16 protein-coding genes are annotated in these 16925 nt (G+C 54.0%); 7 read left to right on the top strand and 9 right to left on the bottom strand.

Annotation, left to right across the window (positions count from 1 at the left end; translation table 11 throughout):
* Positions 1-119 precede the first annotated feature (119 nt).
* Positions 120-290: a hypothetical protein gene (locus AC2IBB_RS26015; RefSeq protein WP_011398899.1), complete on the top strand. Its 171-nt coding sequence runs from the start codon at positions 120-122 to the stop codon at positions 288-290.
* 236 nt (positions 291-526) lie between these two features.
* Here the strand turns inward: AC2IBB_RS26015 and AC2IBB_RS26010 are convergent, their stop codons facing one another.
* Positions 527-1702 carry a hypothetical protein gene (locus tag AC2IBB_RS26010; RefSeq protein WP_486329617.1) on the bottom strand — a complete coding sequence of 392 codons (1176 nt, stop codon included), beginning with the start codon at positions 1700-1702 and terminating at the stop codon, positions 527-529.
* Between the two features lie 257 nt (positions 1703-1959).
* Between AC2IBB_RS26010 and AC2IBB_RS26005 the strand changes: the two genes are divergently transcribed.
* The gene (locus AC2IBB_RS26005) at positions 1960-2670 is read left to right on the top strand and encodes a DUF6683 family protein (RefSeq protein ID WP_486329616.1); all 711 of its coding nucleotides are present in this window, start codon (positions 1960-1962) and stop codon (positions 2668-2670) included.
* A 27-nt stretch (positions 2671-2697) separates the two neighbouring features.
* Here the strand turns inward: AC2IBB_RS26005 and AC2IBB_RS26000 are convergent, their stop codons facing one another.
* Positions 2698-3312, bottom strand: a complete 615-nt coding sequence (locus AC2IBB_RS26000; protein WP_486329615.1) for a response regulator transcription factor — start codon at positions 3310-3312, stop codon at positions 2698-2700.
* 71 nt (positions 3313-3383) lie between these two features.
* Positions 3384-4565 (bottom strand): sensor histidine kinase, encoded by a 1182-nt coding sequence (locus tag AC2IBB_RS25995; RefSeq protein WP_486329614.1) that lies wholly within the window; start codon positions 4563-4565, stop codon positions 3384-3386.
* Between the two features lie 304 nt (positions 4566-4869).
* Here AC2IBB_RS25995 and AC2IBB_RS25990 point away from each other — a divergent pair, with 304 nt between their 5' ends.
* A complete protein-coding gene (locus AC2IBB_RS25990; RefSeq protein ID WP_486329613.1) occupies positions 4870-5208 on the top strand; it encodes a YebG family protein in 339 nt (112 codons plus the stop codon).
* Positions 5209-5248: 40 nt separating this feature from the next.
* Here AC2IBB_RS25990 and codA read toward each other — a convergent pair whose 3' ends face one another.
* Positions 5249-6499: a cytosine deaminase gene (codA, locus tag AC2IBB_RS25985; RefSeq protein WP_486329612.1), complete on the bottom strand. Its 1251-nt coding sequence runs from the start codon at positions 6497-6499 to the stop codon at positions 5249-5251.
* Between the two features lie 201 nt (positions 6500-6700).
* Positions 6701-8383, bottom strand: a complete 1683-nt coding sequence (gene leuA / locus AC2IBB_RS25980; RefSeq protein ID WP_486329611.1) for a 2-isopropylmalate synthase — start codon at positions 8381-8383, stop codon at positions 6701-6703.
* 303 nt (positions 8384-8686) lie between these two features.
* Between leuA and AC2IBB_RS25975 the strand changes: the two genes are divergently transcribed.
* Entirely contained in the window at positions 8687-9172 is a 486-nt protein-coding gene (locus AC2IBB_RS25975; RefSeq protein ID WP_486329610.1) for an Lrp/AsnC family transcriptional regulator, read from the top strand.
* A gap of 125 nt (positions 9173-9297) precedes the next feature.
* The gene (gene slyA / locus AC2IBB_RS25970) at positions 9298-9723 is read left to right on the top strand and encodes a transcriptional regulator SlyA (RefSeq protein WP_486329609.1); all 426 of its coding nucleotides are present in this window, start codon (positions 9298-9300) and stop codon (positions 9721-9723) included.
* Positions 9724-9784: 61 nt separating this feature from the next.
* On the opposite strand, the gene AC2IBB_RS25965 is transcribed toward slyA, so the two are convergent.
* Entirely contained in the window at positions 9785-10003 is a 219-nt protein-coding gene (locus AC2IBB_RS25965) for a hypothetical protein (protein WP_486329608.1), read from the bottom strand.
* Between AC2IBB_RS25965 and AC2IBB_RS25960 the strand changes: the two genes are divergently transcribed.
* Positions 9990-11225 carry a DHA2 family efflux MFS transporter permease subunit gene (locus tag AC2IBB_RS25960; protein WP_486329607.1) on the top strand — a complete coding sequence of 412 codons (1236 nt, stop codon included), beginning with the start codon at positions 9990-9992 and terminating at the stop codon, positions 11223-11225. The genes AC2IBB_RS25965 and AC2IBB_RS25960 overlap by 14 nt on opposite strands.
* Before the next feature lie 6 nt (positions 11226-11231).
* Here AC2IBB_RS25960 and AC2IBB_RS25955 read toward each other — a convergent pair whose 3' ends face one another.
* On the bottom strand, positions 11232-12596 hold the full coding sequence (locus tag AC2IBB_RS25955) for a 3-oxoacyl-ACP reductase (RefSeq protein ID WP_486329606.1): 1365 nt from the start codon (positions 12594-12596) through the stop codon (positions 11232-11234).
* 177 nt (positions 12597-12773) lie between these two features.
* Between AC2IBB_RS25955 and fabR the strand changes: the two genes are divergently transcribed.
* A complete protein-coding gene (gene fabR / locus AC2IBB_RS25950) occupies positions 12774-13490 on the top strand; it encodes an HTH-type transcriptional repressor FabR (RefSeq protein WP_486329605.1) in 717 nt (238 codons plus the stop codon).
* Positions 13491-13500: 10 nt separating this feature from the next.
* On the opposite strand, the gene AC2IBB_RS25945 is transcribed toward fabR, so the two are convergent.
* Positions 13501-13917 (bottom strand): hypothetical protein, encoded by a 417-nt coding sequence (locus AC2IBB_RS25945; RefSeq protein WP_486329604.1) that lies wholly within the window; start codon positions 13915-13917, stop codon positions 13501-13503.
* Positions 13918-14064: 147 nt separating this feature from the next.
* Positions 14065-16512, bottom strand: coding sequence for an ATP-binding protein (locus tag AC2IBB_RS25940; protein ID WP_486329603.1), 2448 nt, complete (start codon positions 16510-16512; stop codon positions 14065-14067).
* Positions 16513-16925: the final 413 nt, after the last annotated feature.

Raw genomic sequence — 16925 nt, 5'->3', positions numbered from 1 at the left:
GCATAGGGTGTGCTGACGAGTATCTGTCAGGGATCAAGTTTTCCTATAAGTATGGGATTGTTACCTTTGCCATCCTTCCCTACAATTGGCGACGAAATCACTTCGTCAGCGAGGAAACCATGCGCCAGGAAACGTCCGCTCTGATCGACGAGATATATCAATTGACCTTGGATATGAGTAAGTATTCTCCCGAGCTGGAGAAAGATAAAGCCGAACTGGAGTTGAAGCAGGAAGAAGTTCGGATTTTATGGGAGCAGCTTGCAGAGTTGGTTTGCGCCGAGCACGTCTGATTTACGACGGCTGAATTTAAGTCGTTTCAGATTGAAAAGTAGGGCGGTGGAGACCGCCCCAAAACGCTAAGGATATAATTTCTTAACGTAATGTGGCTTCAGCGGATCGCCTGGACAGTTTGTCCGTTTGACGCCCGTTGCGGCGTATTTCACACATAAACCCGGTGTGAGCCAACTAGGGAAATCCCCAGTTGCACTTGAGTTACTCAGGGTTTAAACCTTCCACTTTTGATTCATCATTCATCTCTTTGCGTGTAATTAGTTCCACCTAGATTGAACATGCCGCTGTCCTTCTTGTTATTGTTCGGGAAAAAGAAGAACCCCATTCGTTCCTGGCGGCCATTATCGAAGCTGAATACCGCCTGATAGCCGGCCAAACGGTATGCGCCTGAATGCTCTGAATCGCTTTTGGCGACGGTTGTCTGGCTGACGCCGCCTGCGGACTTATTCAGTTCGAAGCGTCCATTAGGGTAGAAAGTGATGTCCCTGGCGACGAATACTTGGCTGCTATAACCGCTCACACTCTGTGCGCCAAATGTTCTCAGCATCTTCCAGGTCCCCTCCAGCTTTTCGTCGGCGTCGGCGGGAAAGACGGGATAGGTGGCGTCCGCCTTGACTTCTTTGGTCTTACCGTCCGCTAACTGAAACTGGTATCCCGACCCTTGAGCCCGCCACTGGCCCCAATCTTTTTTTCGGGCCTGTTTACAGGCGGCAATGTCGAGGTCGACGATCGCCGCGTCCATGTCTCGATACAGCTCACCATTTTTAAACAGGGTATAAGGCTGGAAATGAATCAGCATCATGCTGCCGTTATAGCGGTACTCCCGGACGGCGAAAATACTCTCAATATCGCTGTCGTCTGGTCCTGCGTTACTATTCATACAGGATAGGGCGCTCTGGGACAGCAGAATTGGGGAGGCTGGCTTTGACGTCGCTGTCTGGTTATATTTCCGCCCGGGTGAATCTGCTTGCGGTCTGGCATGTTTCGCGCCTGCAATGACTGCGTACATCTCTGGGTGGGACACCATCGGATTGAAGCGCTCGTCTTCAAGCACGCCTGAATACGTCGCACAGAGCGAGTGACTGTGCTCCTTCAGTTTGGTCCGTAGCTTATCCTCTACCTCCCGCAGGCTTTCAACCACGGCTGGAGAGCGCTGCTTCAGTCTGTTTGCGGACGCCTCAATCAAATCTACCTGATTGCGCATTCGCCAGGCTTGGTAATCAGGTGAGTTCGCGTCAATGCTGCACAGACGGCGCAGAGTCTCCACCGTCAACACAGGGGGGTAGAGCGTCACTACTGCTTTTATTTCTCTGTTCTCTGACTCTGAAGCGACCGCGCGAGTAATGTAAATCACGCATAGAAGCGCGCAGAGCAGCGTTGCGACAGGCGTAGGCTTGGCGTGGTTCTGCATGTTTATTTCTTGTCGGAGCATTGGTTTAGGAGAAAACACTGGCAAATGATGATTTTGCAAAGCTAACCAATAGAGAAGCGATAGATAACTAGGGTATTTCCTAGGTGTTTTCCCTTTGTTCAAATCGATACCGTAACGGTTTTCATCAAAACTCTGGCGTGTGGGCGATTAATAGCGATGCGTGACTTTATGTGGCTGTTGTGTTTCTCTTGCGAATCATCGCCGGATTTGCGCCAGCCTGATTAAGGAGACCTTAAATGAGAGTTTCTGGAATTCTATATTCCGTTGTTTTACCGCTGTTGTGCCTTTGGGGACAGGCAGCCCAGGCGTCCAGTGAGGCATTGGACGATATCGCTGGTTCGATGAATTCTGCGTTTGAAATGGCGTTAAGCGAATCGAGTGATACAGCCCCGGCTTCTGACAGTGGGTCTGTGCCAGACAAGGGCGCTATCTTTACTACGTCAAAGGAAATCAGCGCAGAGGTCAAAGAAAAAATGATCGCGGAAATGCTGAAAAAAGTTCCCGCTGACAAGGAAACTGAGCTGCGTGCGGCATTCGCTGAGATTGACATCATGCAGTTGATGGGCAATGCGGTGAAGAAGGACGGTTATCAGGCCAATGACCTGGCTTTGGCCATGGCCGCATGGGTCACCACCTCCTTTAGCATCCTTAATGACCAGGAAACGTCTGATGCTGAAGACCGTGCAGTGTGGAAACAGTTCCGCCAGGTGATCGCGACAAACCCTTCTTTAGGAGAGTTATCAGATCGGGAAAAACAGGTTACTGCGGAAACGCTCTATTGGTATTCGGCATTCGCCGCCAGTGATTACCAGAAAGCCAAAGCAGGAACTCCAGGCTGGAAGCTGGACGAGGTCAAAGACTACGTAAAGCGTAATCTCAAAGCGCGAAAAATTCACCCGGAGCTGGTGACGGTTTCTGCTGAGGGCGGTCTGGTCGCTCGCAAGTAGGTTTCGCTGTGCATGGATGCACCGTTTTTATTCATAGCCCAGAGACAGCCTCACCAGGTCCTGTACGTTTCGAGCGCCTAATTTGCTCGCCATATTGGCGCGATGTAACTCGACGGTTTTCACGCTGATGCCGAGGATATCTGCGATGGTTTTATTTAGTTTTCCGGCGCAGACATGGGTTAACACTTGGCGTTCTCTGGGAGATAAGCGTCCCAGTTTTTCTTTTGCAGCCTGTGGGTTGCGTAGCGCCGATCCGGGCTCTGAAATGGCGCTCTTTACGGTTTCAACCAACGTGGAGTTGTCGAAGGGTTTTTCCAGAAAGTTGGCCGCGCCCATGCGCATGGCGCTGACCGCTAAAGTGACGTCGGCGTGTCCGGTAATAAGTACGACAGGAATGGAAAAGCGGCGTGCGCGCAATTCCTCCATTAGCTCCAGCCCGTTCATGTCAGGCATGCGCAAATCGGTCACTACGCATTTATCGCTTAGCGGGATTCCAGCGCTTTCCAATTGCTGAAGTCTGGTCAACAGGCCCGCGCCCCGGTTGAAGTCTTCCACTTGTAATCCTGCCGCTTCCAGCATCCAGACAGTGGAGCGGCGAAACTCTTCGTTATCGTCTACTAATAATATTTGTGCTGCGTTCATGCTTGTCTCTTCGAAAAGATTTATCCACAAAAGTGACTTGGGGAGCCGCATCCATGCCGGCGCGGGGCCGCTTAATCAGGAGGGTGTCTGGTTTTTGCTGTTGACGCTAATGGCAGAGTAAAAGTGAAAATGGCGCCGCCAGCAGGGTTATCCTTGAATTGCAGGGCTCCGTTGTGAAGCTCTATAAAGGATTTGCTAATAGATAGACCGGCGCCCATACCATCCGACTTGGTAGTGAAAAATGGTGTAAACAGGCGGCTACGACAGTGCTGCGGAATGCCGCAGCCTCTGTCTGTAACGCTGACCTCCACCCAATCTTCAGAGATGATTTGGGCGTCCACAATAAGCTCCCGATCCCCCACCGGGGTGTCGCGCATAGCGTCAATGGCGTTACGAATCAGATTGGCGAGGGTTTGCTCAATCATGATTTTGTCTACGCAGACATTTGGTAAATCCCCGGATACCAACAAACGAGATTTAACCTGGCGTCTGTGAGTTTCCAGCTGGAGCAACTCCAGTACGCCGCAGGTCAGCTGGCGCAATGAAATCTCGTCTTTGCGCGGCTCTCGTGAAGTTACGAATTTGCGTATGCGCGAAACCACAGCGGCGGCTTGATGGGCTTGGCGGATAGCCAGTTGCACGGCTTCTTCCGGCTTGTCGACGCCGGCATGCTTTTCAAGTAGTAATTTGGCGGCGTTAAGATAATTGAGGATAGCCCCGATAGGCTGATTCAATTCATGAGTCAGCGCCGTCGCCATCTCGCCGATCGACATACTTTTAGAGGCTTGTTGCAGTTGGGCGTGCATGGCCTCTGGCCGCAGCAACAGCAAGGACGGCTCTTCCACTTTCTGCAGAGAGAGCAGAACGCTCACCCCTTTGGATGAATCCTGAAACGGGGCGCTGTGTATCGCATAAAAAGCGCCGTTGTCCGGGAAGTGGGCTTGTAGTGAGAATGCATCTCCTTTCAGATGACCCTCTATGGATTCCACTGGTTGAAATAACTGCAGGAAAGCGTCGCGGTGGGAAGCTGGTCGGTTTTGAGGCTTGCTATCGCTGCTAAACTCACGTAAGAACAAGGTGTTGCATGCGATGAACTCGCCTTGACGGGAATATACGGCGGCGGGGTAGGGGAGCGCGTTAAGGAAAGGGTGCTTGTCTTCGCCACGGGAGGCGTTGGCGGCGCTGGATTTTTTGTAGGCGACAATATCAGGCTGATAGGCGTTGGCTTCAAACCTGTTTTTTAACATAAGCATCTTTCTGTCCTCCCTGCACTGTCAGATACCTGGACTAAACCTCACATTCCCTTGTGCTGATGAGCGGGAACGCCGCTTAGTCCGAACGTCAAACTGGCGGATATCCTAAATGCCTTATGCGAGGGGGCGCAATCATATATTCGGACTATTACCATTTGGTTATCTCTTGTGTTTGAGGTAAAAAATGCTCTGTAGCGCCTTTATTTTCAGATGGTTACTGTGTTCGGATGAATCTTGTGTGATGCTCTTGACCTGACTCTTAAACTGTATGAATATACAGAGGCTAATTTTAGGAGGCGACAAAATGGCCGTAGTGACCCTGTATATGAGTGACAGAGACCCATCCCAACAGATGTTTAAATCCAAGAAAGAAGCTGACGATCATGACAAAAAGCTTGAGCTCGCCGAAGGCGTGTCTCATTTCCTGGCGCAACGCCTGACTTCTTTGAATGAAGGTTTGGCGGAAGAAATCGGCATGCTGGTCGCTAATCACAAAGAAGCGTTCGCAACCGCGTTCAAAGGCAAGGTTGATGTCTTGTTTGAAGAGTCGCCAGAATCTGCTCCCAGCGTGGAAGAAGAAGCTAAAGAGAGCGCCAAGGTCAAAGACAGCGGCAAAGTGCGGGCGATAGCAGGCAAGGGCTGATGCCCAAGGGATGTTGTCAGCATCCCATGGGTGTAACCGTCTAAAGCTGAATGTTTTGCGTTACCAAAGCCGGTGTTTGTTGCATGATGATGTCGCCTGCGCGAATGGAGGCCGTCACCACGCTTTGGCGGCGCAAGACTTCGTAGTCATCAGGTCCGTCCAATAGGATGAAGTTGGCGGGTTTGCCGATTTCTACCCCGTAACGGTCTTGAATGTTCAGCACTTTGGCGCTGTTATGACTGATCAGGTCCAGCGCATTGCGGTAGTCGTCATAGCCCATCATATGGCATATGTGCAGCGCGAAGTCCAAAGTGCGCAGCAGATTGCCATTGCCCAGGGAGTACCATGGGTCCTGAATGGAGTCTTGACCGAGGCCGACATTGAGGCCCGCTTCCAGCAGCTCCTTCACCCGAGTAACGCCGCGACGCTTGGGGAAGTTGTCGAACCTGCCTTGTAAATGAATGCTCTCTGTTGGGCAAGATACGAAGTTTATCTGTGACATCTTCAGCAGACGAAACAGGCGGCTGCAGTAAGCGTTGTCGTAGGAGTGCATTGCGGTGGTATGGCTGGCGGTGACCCGATGCCCCATATCGCGCTTCAATGCTTCCGCCGCCAGTACTTCCAGGAATCTTGAACCGGGGTCGTCTATTTCATCGCAATGCACATCGACAAGGCGATCATATTTTTGCGCCAGATCCATAAGGATTTTGACCGACTCCACGCCATAGTCGCGGGTAAACTCGAAATGGGGGATGCCGCCGACGACATCGACGCCCATTTCTACGGCTTTTTCCATCAATTGGACGCCATTGGGGTAGGAGAGAATGCCTTCTTGTGGAAACGCCACCAGTTGCAGTTCAATCCATGGCGCCACTTCCTGTTTAATATCAAGCAGAGCTTCCAGCGCCGTCAGGGTTGGATCGGTGACATCTACATGAGAGCGTACCGCCTGTACGCCGTATTGGGTCAGCATTTTTAAGGTGCGGCGCGTGCGCTGTTTAACGTCCTCATGGGTGATCATGGCTTTGCGTTCCGCCCAGCACTCAATGCCTTCAAACAGCGTGCCGCTCATATTCCAGCGAGGTTCGCCAGCAGTGCCTGTTGCGTCCAGATGGATATGGGGTTCGACAAAGGGTGCGCTGACAAGACGCTCGCCGGCGTCCAACAATATTTCCACGTCAGTTTGCGGAAGCTCCGCCATGGGCAATATAGCGCTGATATCGCCTTGGTTAATCTGAATGGCGTACAAACCGTCCTGGCCGCGTAAACGGACGTTGGTGACGTATTTCATTGATGGACTCACCTGATTATTTATTCTGAAGCGGACATTTTCCGTCAATGACCATCGACTGTCGACCGCTTCTAGCAATGTCAGACGCCAGAAGTATTAGGTGATGGTCATGAAAGGTTTTGGCGAAAGCGGAGCGTTTGAAGAGGAAAAAACCGGGGCCATAAAAAAGGGCCCTGAAGCAGGGCCCAATGGGGTATAGGGTTAGACGGCCTCCCTTTGGCCGTTATCAGCGGTGACCTGGGCGCGTCTGCCCACGGCCGACAACAATGCCTGCAACGTGGCGGTGGTGGTGTCTTCCGCCAGCGCGGCGGCGCTGAACGGCTCCCCGTTGATCATTACCTTGATGCAGGCGAGGGCGTTGGCGTCGGTGCCTTCGCCAAGGGCGAATTCATCATAGGCCTCTACTGCGATGCTGATGCGGTAGCGACTCTCCAGCGCGGCGGCCACCGCCTCGACGCCGCCGTGTCCTTGGCCGCGGATGCCGGAGATAATGGCGTCGTCGCCGAATTCAATTTGCACCTGCACGGCTTCGTCAGTTCTATGCATATCGTAGGTGCGCAACCGCCATCCTTTGGGTGTGTTCAGATATCGTTGTTCAAACAAACGATGAATAGTGCGGGAATCAATTTCACCGCCTTCGGACTCCGCTTCATGCTGCACGACTTTGGCGAATTCGATTTGCAGCCAACGCGGCAGGCTGATGTTGTAATCGCGTTCCAGTACGTGAGCGACGCCGCCTTTGCCGGACTGGCTATTGATGCGCACGACTTCTTCATAACGTCTGCCCAGGTCCGAGGGATCGATAGGCAGATACGCCACATTCCAGACGTCGTCCTCTTTACGTTTGTGCAGGCACTTACGGATGGCGTCTTGATGACTGCCGGAGAACGCAGTGAAAACCAAATCGCCAGCATAAGGATGACGCGGGTGTGTGCTGATTTCAGTGCAAGCTTCGACAGTGTCGGTAATCTCTGACATATCGGACAGATCCAGCATGGGATCAACGCCCTGGGAATACAGGTTCATGGCCATGGTGACCAAGTCCATGTTGCCGGTGCGCTCGCCATTGCCCAGCAACGTGCCTTCGACTCTGTCGGCGCCCGCCATCACAGCCAGCTCCGCAGCCGCTACGCCACAGCCGCGATCATTGTGAGTATGCACGCTGACAATAACGTGCTCGCGCTGATGGATGTTCTCGCACATCCATTCGATCTGGTCGGCGAAAACGTTAGGGGTCGCCATTTCCACTGTCGCCGGGAGGTTAATGATGACCTTGCGCCCATTTTCAGGACGCCATACGGCGTTAACGGCATTGATGACTTCGATGGCGAAGTCCAGCTCCGTGCCAGTGAAGCTCTCTGGAGAGTATTCAAAACTCCACTTGGTTTCAGGATGCTTTTCAGCGTGCGCCAGGACTTCCTGGGCCCCGCGTACGGCGATGGCTTTGATGCCTTCGCGATCCAGGCCGAAGACCTGCTCGCGCTGTACGGTGGAGGTAGAGTTATAAACGTGAACGATCGCTTGCTTGGCGCCCTGCAGCGCTTCATAAGTGCGTGCGATCAGCTCGGGACGCGCCTGGGTCAACACCTGGATGGTGACGTCGTCCGGAATGCGGTTTTCTTCGATCAGCTTGCGGCAGAAGTCAAAGTCCGGCTGACTGGCCGCAGGGAAGCCGATTTCAATTTCCTTAAACCCGCACTTCACCAGTAGATCGAACAGTCGCTGCTTTTGGCTAACGTTCATTGGCTTGATCAAAGCCTGGTTGCCGTCACGCAGGTCAACTGCGCACCAGATGGGCGCTTGTTCGATAACCTGATCCGGCCAGCGGCGGTCCGCTTTACGGATAGGAGTGTATGGACGATATTTGCGGTGGTCGAAAGCCATGGAAATCAGCCTCGTAAATCTTCCTGTTCGAATTGAGCGGGCGTGAATGTTTCCCGCATCCATTTAGGTTTTGAGCGCGATGGCTCTGGTTCGCTTGAGCTTGTGGCCCGTTAAGCCGCCAGGCCTTGTGAGCCAGGCCGCCTGACGTTTCGTACTAAGGCGGGTGCGCTATAAAGAAACGTGCAGTCAGGGAAGCAATCATACCGGGAATGGCGCGCAATGAGTTTGCGTTGTTGATTTGATTTTTAGAAAAAATAGCAGATAATTCCAATAATTTATATATAAGTGAAATTAAGTGTCCCGATGAAAGAAAAACTTGTCAAAATAGATCGCATTGATCGCAAAATATTAGAGTGTCTGCAAAAAGATGGCGGGCTATCCAATCAGGAGTTGGCGGAAAAAGTTGGACTGTCGCCATCTCCATGCCTGCGTCGCGTGCGTGCGCTGGAAGAGGCGGGCATTATTCTGCGCCGGGTGACTTTGTTGGAGCGCAAGAAGCTGGGACTGTCTTTGACGGTGATTATCCAGATCAGCATGGATCGCCATACGCCAGAACGCTTTGAAGAGTTTGAAACTCAGGTTAAAGAGTCCCCGGAAGTGCAGGAATGCTATTTGATAACCGGGCAAGAGGCGGACTACATGCTAAAGGTAGTGGTGCCGGACATGGATGCGTATCAAGTGTTCCTTTTGAACAAGATTACCCGTATTCCCGGGGTAAGCGGAGTGCACTCCAGCTTTGTGCTGCGCAGGGTGGTGGACAACACGGAATTGCCGCTGGGCTATTTATAGAACCTCCGTTTAAGATTCGCTCACGAAAAAGTTTCTCGGCTAATACGCATGGCTTATTAATCATTCTGTTTTACACTAATAGTTAGCTAGCTAATTAATTTGAATCCACTAACAAGCGGAATAGCATGAGCGAGTTATTTTCCTTCACATTAGCGCGTCTGAACCGACGCTGGCGCAAACTGCTGGATGATCGGCTCAGTGACTTGGGGCTGACTCAATCCCGCTGGGTGACGCTGCTTTATCTGCAAAGGCTGGGCGGCGATCTGACTCAGAAAGAGTTGGCGAACGCTCTGTCCATTGAATCGCCGACGCTGGTGCGACTGTTGCACGGCCTGGAAGAGTCTGGGCTGGTGACCCGCATCGGGTGTGGGCAGGATGGACGCGCCAAGCGTATTCGCCTGACTCCCGCGGCGGAAGGCTACCTGGAAACAGTGAATGAACGCGCCGCCGCATTGCGGAGCGAGATGCTTGCTGGCGTTTCGCCGCAGGATCTTGAACTGTGCCTGCAGGTTTTTGCGCGGATAGAAAAGAATGCATCGGAAATAAACTGACTGACGCCTCGCCGATTGAATTACGCATCACTCACGTTTGCAAGGGGATTCCGAAGACTGATTACGGAGCATTTACATGTCTGATACGTTGCTGCAGGCTCTTTTTGACCGTCATGGACCCGCCTATCGCTGGCTGGCCATGCTCACTGTCATGATGGGGACGGTCTCCGCCGTATTGACGTCGACTATCGTCAATGTGGCCTTGCCGGACATCATGAACCACTTTTCCATCGGTCAGGGCGTCGCCCACCGGCTTTCTCGCCGCTATGACCACGACCATGCTGACCACCGCCTGGTTGACGCAGCGCTTTGGTCTGCGTCGCGCGCTGGGATTCGCCATGCTGCTGTTCGCCAGCGCTTCTGTGCTGGGCGGTCTGGGGCCGAACGCAGAGTCTGTGATCCTGGCGCGGGTGCTGCAAGGCGGCGCCGCGGGTATGTTACAGCCGATTGCGATGCATGTGTTGTTCAGGGTTTTTCCTCGTAATGAGCGCGGGCGCGCTATCGGAATATACGGGATGGGCGTGATACTGGCGCCAGCCCTGGGGCCGGTGCTGGGCGGCGTCATTGTGGATCAGCTCGACTGGCGTTATATCTTCTTTGCGCCGCTGCCTATTACGATGGTTGGTTTTCTGATGGCGTTACGTTATATGCCTCACAGGGAGTCGGAAGTCGTCCAGCATGGTTTTGATTGGACCAGCTTCTTTTATCTCTGCCTGTTTATCGGGTGTGCGCTGGATGGCTTGACCCGGTTGCAGCATGGTCTGGTGCAACCGCTCTGGCAGTCGATGGGAGCCCTGCTGGCCGTGTTCTCGCTGATATTGTTCGTGCGAAGACAGCAACATAGCAAAAGCCCTTTGCTGGAGCTTGCGTTGTTACGGGTTCCCAGCTTTCGCAGCGCCTTCCTGGTGTCGTTGGGGTTGGGCATGGCCTTGTTTGGTTCTACCTACATCATTCCCCTTTTTGTCCAGACTGCATTGGACTATAGCGCGACAGAGGCAGGCATGATGATGGCGCCGGCTGGCGTTGCGTTGGGCATCTTGTTTCCCTTCAGTGGACGGGCGGCGGATAAAGGGGCGCCTCATCGCCTGGTGTTAGCGGGACTGATTCTATTTGCCGGCGCGAGTCTGTTGTGGGTGTTTATCGGGCTTGCGCCATCGTTCTTCTATCTGGCTTCTCTGGTGTTGGTGGGACGCGTAGGGCTGGCGCTGATGATGCCGGCGCTCAGCACCGGCGGTTTGGTGGAAGTCAACGACGCGCAGTTGGGACAGGCGTCGGGAATGATCAACTTCGCCCGACAGTTTGGCGGCGCCATGGGTATTAATATCCTGGCGGTCATGCTTGAGTGGGGGAGAGTGACCGACGATGGGCGTCATGTCGCATCCATGCTGAGTTACACCGAAGCCTTTGTTTTGCTTGGCGTAATCGCTGTCGCTGCATTGTGGCCCGCAACGCGCATCGGAAAAATCGACGCCTCTGTGCGGGCCGCGCCAGAAGGCGCCTGAGCAGAACTAGGCGCCAATCAAGGCCTGCCCGCACACTCTTATGGTTGCGCCAGTGACTCCATAGGCGCTGGGAGTGGCGAGAAATGCGATCAACGCCGCGACGTCTTCGGGCTGACCGCCCTGTGACAATGAGTTCAGGCGGCGACCTGCCTCCCGCATCAATATAGGCATTTGCGCCGTCATATCGGTTTCAATAAAAGCGGGGGCGACGGCGTTTACGGTTACCCCTGTGGGCGCCAATTGGGGCGCCAGCGCCGCCACGTAGCCAATCAGCGCCGCTTTACTGGCTGCATAGTTGGTCTGCCCAACATTTCCTGCGACGCCGCTGATGGATGACAAACAAATAATACGACCGTTATCGCGCAATGCATCTGCGTTCAGCAACGCTTCGTTGATGGCGATGACAGCCCTGAAATTAACATCCAACACGCTACTCCAGGTCTCTTCGGACATCTTAGCCAGAGTTTTGTCGCGAGTGATCCCGGCGTTGTGAACGAGAATGTCGACACCGCCATATTGTTCCAGAAAGTATTGCATCAAGGATTGCGGTGCATCCGGCGCGGTAATATCCATGGGCATTGGAATGCCGTTAATCTCGGCGGCGAAGCGCGTCAGGGCCCGGCTGGCGGAAGGGATGTCCAGACATATCACCTTTGCGCCCCCCTCGGCGAACCGGCGAGCTGTCGCCAAGCCAATGCCGCGGGATGCGCCGGTCACCAGGGCGATTTTGTTTTGCAGCGGTCGGGAGGGCGTTAGCTGTGGTTGAGACGGCGGCGCTTCCACCGCTGCGCTTAGCCTGACCGCCTGGCCATCCACATAGGCGCTGGCGGGGGAGCAGAAAAACGCGAGCGGCCCTGTCAGGCGATCTTCCTGGCCGGGCGCCAGATAAATCAAATTGGCGGTGGCGCTGCGTTTGCCTAACTCTTTGCCCAGAGAGCGGGTGAAGCCTTCTACTGCCTTGGCGCACGCCGCCATGATGGGGTCGTCAGTGTGTTCAGGCGTTGACGCCAACAAAAGTGCGCGTCCGTGGCGGGGAAATTGCGCCATCAGGGGATGGAAAAAACGGTATAGCGCATCCAGGTCCTCACTACTGCGACAACCGGTGGCGTCGAAGAGGGCGATGACTGGCGCCGCCTGGTTTGTCTGTATGTCCTCGCATACCCGCGCTCCAAGTTCCTGTAGTCGGGCGCGCACGATGTTCAATGTTCCTTTTCCTGCGACGCCGCCGATCACGGCGGTGGCGCCCTGCAATGGACTATTGGGGGTCGTCTGCGCTGAGCGCTGAAGTGCAACCGGGGCAGGAAGCCCCAGCTTCTTCAGCAGTTTGTAGGCGCCTGGATGATTGGCGAGTGTGAGCAATAGATCGGACATGACGATTTCCTTTTTCGTAATGGCGAGGTAAGCGGCCCTTATTCGGCGCAGATCTAAAAATGGCGGCGAAAACGCTCTTTTCTTCACAGAAAATCGGCGTACGGCGGCTAAAGCCTATATTCTTCGCCGCAACAAGGCTAGGATATAACTCCTTTTCATGTCAGTAAGGGCAGTGCATTGAATCAGGAGCAGAAACTTGAGTCTGTCGCGACCAGGACGCCACAGGGACGCAAGGCGGTCATATCGCGGGAAGATGTAATTTCAGCTGCATTGAAGCTGGCCGGGCCGCATCGCAGCGTGTCCACCTTGAGCCTTCGAGAAGTGGCGCGTGAAGCGGGCATTGCGCCCAATAGCTTTTACCGGCATTTCAGAGATATTGATGAATTGGCGGTGACGCTGATAGAGCGCGCCGGCGCCTCGCTCCGAAAAATCATTGGTGAAGCCCGCAATCGCGCCAGCATGGACACCAGTGTGGTGCGTTCATCCGTCGAGGCCTTTGTCGAACAGTTGAGCGCTGATGAAAAGTTTCTGCATATTCTGCTCCGAGAAGGCAACGTCGGCTCCGACGCCTTTAAATACGCGGTAGAACGTCAACTGTGCTTCTTTGAAGAAGAGCTTTGCGTAGACCTGGTGCGCCTCGCCAAATCCAAAGGCACTGGCATCATGCAGCCGGAGCTGGTGTCCAAGGCGATCACTCGTCTGGTGTTTGCGGTGGCCGCCACAGCCTTGGATTTACCCTATGAAAAGCATGCCGGGATCAGCGACCAGCTGGAGCGTATGATTCGCATGATCATTGTCGGATCTCAGGTCCTGGCGGAAATCGAGCCAAACCCGGCGGTCGTCGCCACAGAAATGGCGAGCGTAAGAGCATCCCTGGAGCGGCCCGAACTCTGAGCGGATGCGCTTAACGCGCCTCCGCCCTCTTCAACTCCAGCTTTAGCCAGTCCTGGCCGTCTCTGCGTCCACCGTCGACCGCGTGGAAATGGCGTTTGTAAAACATCGATAGTTTGTCTGGAGCGGGAACCGGGCCGCCGTCCTCGTGCTCAACGCGCATTGCGGTGGTCACCAGCTTTCTGATGTCAGGCGCCTGCCGGCGAATAAAGTTCAGTAGCCATTTCATTTCCGCGAACGCGTTTCCCAGGCCGCCGCGGCGATTCAGGCGTTTATACAGAATAATCGTCAGCACGCCTTCTTCTTGGCGGTAGGTGATTTCCGCTTTCTCAAAACAAGCGGTTTCGCCAATGGGGCGGGTTCCGGGCAAGAGGGAATAGGGGCGTGTAGGGATGCCCTCGCGGGCTAGTAAATTCGAGAGCGGATACATATCGTCACCTTCGGAGGTTCAGGTTAACCCTGTTATTGTTGTTGGGTAACCGTGGCGCTACGAAGGTTGCGGCGATTAATTCAACGCCTCATCGACAAATGATGCTGAGACGCAGTTGGGGGGCGATTTTTATATTTATTAATTTTTCTATTTATTCATGCATGTTTGCGGAGCGAAGTTGGGCATGTTCGGCCCCAATCCGCTGTAAGGACTGAATCCCTCCTGTCTGATATCGCACTTCGGCGGGCAATGATCGCTTTTCATGGCGGTTTTCATTGCGATCTTACGGTACTCCTGACTGGCTACCACATGCCCCTTACTGAGCAGAATTTCACTATGTAGTTCGTACAGCTTGGCGCCCAGTTCATGCTGATGATAACGCTCCGTCAGGATTTCCGCGCAGTTCAGGGCGTGCAGGGCGTCTTCCGTGCGGCCGAGCTGATAATACATCTCAGCCAGAATTCGCCAGTCGTAGCTGGCGTCGCGCTCATCCGGGCAGTGATCGATCGCTGACAGAATGGCTTGTACGCCCTTGTCGGTTTCTCCCAGTGACTTCAGCGTCAGCGCCAGCATACGATAGGTCTTGCATTTACACTTGCCTTCCTGCAGGAAGGGCTCTGCAAGCAATAGCAACTGTTTGGCCTGTTTGAAGTGCTGATCCTGAATCAGGCGCTCCGCTGCTGCGAGCAATTCCGGTAACGCTTGGTCGCTTCCCGACTTGGCGAGGTGAACGGCGTGTTGTACCGGATCGCGATTACGCAACCACTCCGCCGCCATGGCGTGACGTTCGCGGCGAACCTGTTCCGGCATGGACTGGTAGACCGCTTCCCGTAGCAGATTGTGAGTGAAGAACCAGCGTTCGCCATGCGGGTGCAGGACTCCCAGGCTGAGCAAGGTGGCGAAGCGCTCCAGAGGGCCGTTCATCAGTTCTTCCAATTGCGGCTGTGTGAAACCGTCCTGGCTGACGGAAATCAACTCCAGAGCGCTCTTCAGGCGCGCAGGCAATCGCTCGGTTTTGGCGGCGATGATATGGGTGATGCTAAAGGGCAATTCGTCGCCCAAATGCTCGTGATTGAGTAAATCGATTAAGAATGACGGATGCCCCTGCGCCTTTAAAACACAGTGCTCGCGCCACTCCTCGCTGGCTGCGCCGTGGCCGTGCGCCAACTCTCTCGCCTGGGGCTGAGTGAGAGGGAAGAGACGGATTGTTTTGACGTCATGTTGGTCGAACCCGGCGATAAAGTCCGTATAACTGCTGGTGATCAGCAGCAGTGGACAATAAGGCGTCAGATTCGCCAAAGCCTCCAGAGTGAGGCGCATCTCCTCGTTGAGCTGGTGTATTTCTTCGATCACCACAATCAGCTCTCGCTGCCCCAGCAATGCAATGAGCAAGGTCTCCAGCGCCTGTTGACAACTCTTTTGGAACAGATAGGGTGACATGCTCGCCACCATCCAGTCATTGGGATGGGGATTGCTGCGCTTGACGCCGAACAGGTGGTAGATAAATGGATACCAGTGACTGTCGATACAGAAGTTGACCAAGAGGTTAAGTAGCCTGTCGTCGTCTACCTCCTGCATGTTCGCCAGGCGGCGGATCAACTCCGCGCCGGGATGCAGTTTGGGGTTGTCGTCGCAGGTATTGCGCAGGACGACTCGAGTGAGACTCTGTTTGGCGGCTTCCTCGACAAAGGCCAGCGCCAAGTGGGTTTTACCAATGCCCGCCACGCCGCTGATATTGCACCAGGCCCCTTCGCCTTCTGTTTTTAGCTGAGACAGAAGGGACTGGAAATAAGCCAGTTCCTGGTCGCGGCCAATGGTGTGCAATACCGGTGGCGCCGATTCTGTCAGCGCATACCAAGGACCAGGCGCGTAGGCGGGATTGGATTTATAGACAAAGCTGTATTCGAGACGACTGCAATGAAACAGCTCACTGTGCACCAGCACCACGCCGGACAGTTGCTGCTTGGCGAAACGCTCAATGCCGAGCCGTTCGCTCATTGGCAGGCGAGCCTGACAGCGCAAGGCGCCGTTTTGGCTGAATTCAGCTTGTATCGGTTTGACCAGCGCGACCATCTCTGGATGGCGGCGGGCGATCGCGCGGATTACTCTCATCGCATAAGCTGTCGGTTTTTGGTGGGCGTTTGCTGCGCCCAGCAATAGCACATGGAATGAAGGGGAGGAGTAGTGCACGGCGACATCCATTTCGTCCATCATGGGAGCCAGGCTTCTGAGGTCCAGCTCGCCGACCAGGCATAAGCCAAGCACTTTTTTCTGAATCGAATGCGTGGTCGCCTCGCTGTTTTCCGGCTGCGCCGGAATGGGGGTTTCCGTCGATGGCGCTTCCGGCTCTGTGGCGTCCTCCGCGATAATCAGCTCATCCACTGACACATTGTAGAAGCGTGACAAGTTGTGGGCTGTACGCAGCAATACAAAACGTTGTAATTCCGCCCGTTTCAGAGACGAAACGGACACGTACAGTCTCTGCTGTTGGCATTCGTCAGCGACCTGTTCCTGACTTAGTCCCAGGCCTTGTCTAAGCTCCAACAAGCGGTTTCGATGCAAACGGACCCTGCCGGGTCTGCAACTCTGGCGCATATTGTTATCCTTTACTACGTTGAGCGCTGACGACTGCTGTTCGGTATTTCTCCGATTCACCTCAAACGCTTCCTGTTTTTTGTGAGCTTGAAATTCCCATACATCATTGTTTTATAGGGACTTTTATCCTGTTATTCGAACGATTTATGAATACGCTTTCATTCGAAGTTATCAGGGTAAGCGACACGAGAACAACAAAAACGTCATTGACTTTTCCGATGTTCCCTTTCAATAAAAACTATCAATATTTCTTCAGAGTTGCGCCTCGAAATGCGCCTGTGTGAGGCGCTGATAACGCTTAGCTTTCCGCTATTTTTTTCTATCTGTTTTGCAGAAGGCGGAATGTGGCTGTTCCAGTGTAAAGCGACGCGAGTAATAGAGTTCCAGACATCAACGTCGCACAGAGATCGTAT

Source organism: Hahella sp. NS-SX17 (assembly GCF_057367735.1).
This window is presented reverse-complemented; position numbering and strand designations above follow the sequence as displayed.

Excerpts from the sequence above, each read along its gene's own strand:
- AC2IBB_RS26015 (WP_011398899.1), top strand. The coding sequence starts at position 120 with ATGCGCCAGGAAACGTCCGCTCTGATCGACGAGATATATCAATTGACC.
- AC2IBB_RS26010 (WP_486329617.1), bottom strand. The coding sequence starts at position 1,702 with ATGCAGAACCACGCCAAGCCTACGCCTGTCGCAACGCTGCTCTGCGCG.
- AC2IBB_RS26005 (WP_486329616.1), top strand. The coding sequence starts at position 1,960 with ATGAGAGTTTCTGGAATTCTATATTCCGTTGTTTTACCGCTGTTGTGC.
- AC2IBB_RS26000 (WP_486329615.1), bottom strand. The coding sequence starts at position 3,312 with ATGAACGCAGCACAAATATTATTAGTAGACGATAACGAAGAGTTTCGC.
- AC2IBB_RS25995 (WP_486329614.1), bottom strand. The coding sequence starts at position 4,565 with ATGCTTATGTTAAAAAACAGGTTTGAAGCCAACGCCTATCAGCCTGAT.
- AC2IBB_RS25990 (WP_486329613.1), top strand. The coding sequence starts at position 4,870 with ATGGCCGTAGTGACCCTGTATATGAGTGACAGAGACCCATCCCAACAG.
- codA (WP_486329612.1), bottom strand. The coding sequence starts at position 6,499 with ATGAAATACGTCACCAACGTCCGTTTACGCGGCCAGGACGGTTTGTAC.
- leuA (WP_486329611.1), bottom strand. The coding sequence starts at position 8,383 with ATGGCTTTCGACCACCGCAAATATCGTCCATACACTCCTATCCGTAAA.
- AC2IBB_RS25975 (WP_486329610.1), top strand. The coding sequence starts at position 8,687 with ATGAAAGAAAAACTTGTCAAAATAGATCGCATTGATCGCAAAATATTA.
- slyA (WP_486329609.1), top strand. The coding sequence starts at position 9,298 with ATGAGCGAGTTATTTTCCTTCACATTAGCGCGTCTGAACCGACGCTGG.
- AC2IBB_RS25960 (WP_486329607.1), top strand. The coding sequence starts at position 9,990 with ATGACCACGACCATGCTGACCACCGCCTGGTTGACGCAGCGCTTTGGT.
- AC2IBB_RS25965 (WP_486329608.1), bottom strand. The coding sequence starts at position 10,003 with ATGGTCGTGGTCATAGCGGCGAGAAAGCCGGTGGGCGACGCCCTGACC.
- AC2IBB_RS25955 (WP_486329606.1), bottom strand. The coding sequence starts at position 12,596 with ATGTCCGATCTATTGCTCACACTCGCCAATCATCCAGGCGCCTACAAA.
- AC2IBB_RS25945 (WP_486329604.1), bottom strand. The coding sequence starts at position 13,917 with ATGTATCCGCTCTCGAATTTACTAGCCCGCGAGGGCATCCCTACACGC.
- AC2IBB_RS25940 (WP_486329603.1), bottom strand. The coding sequence starts at position 16,512 with ATGCGCCAGAGTTGCAGACCCGGCAGGGTCCGTTTGCATCGAAACCGC.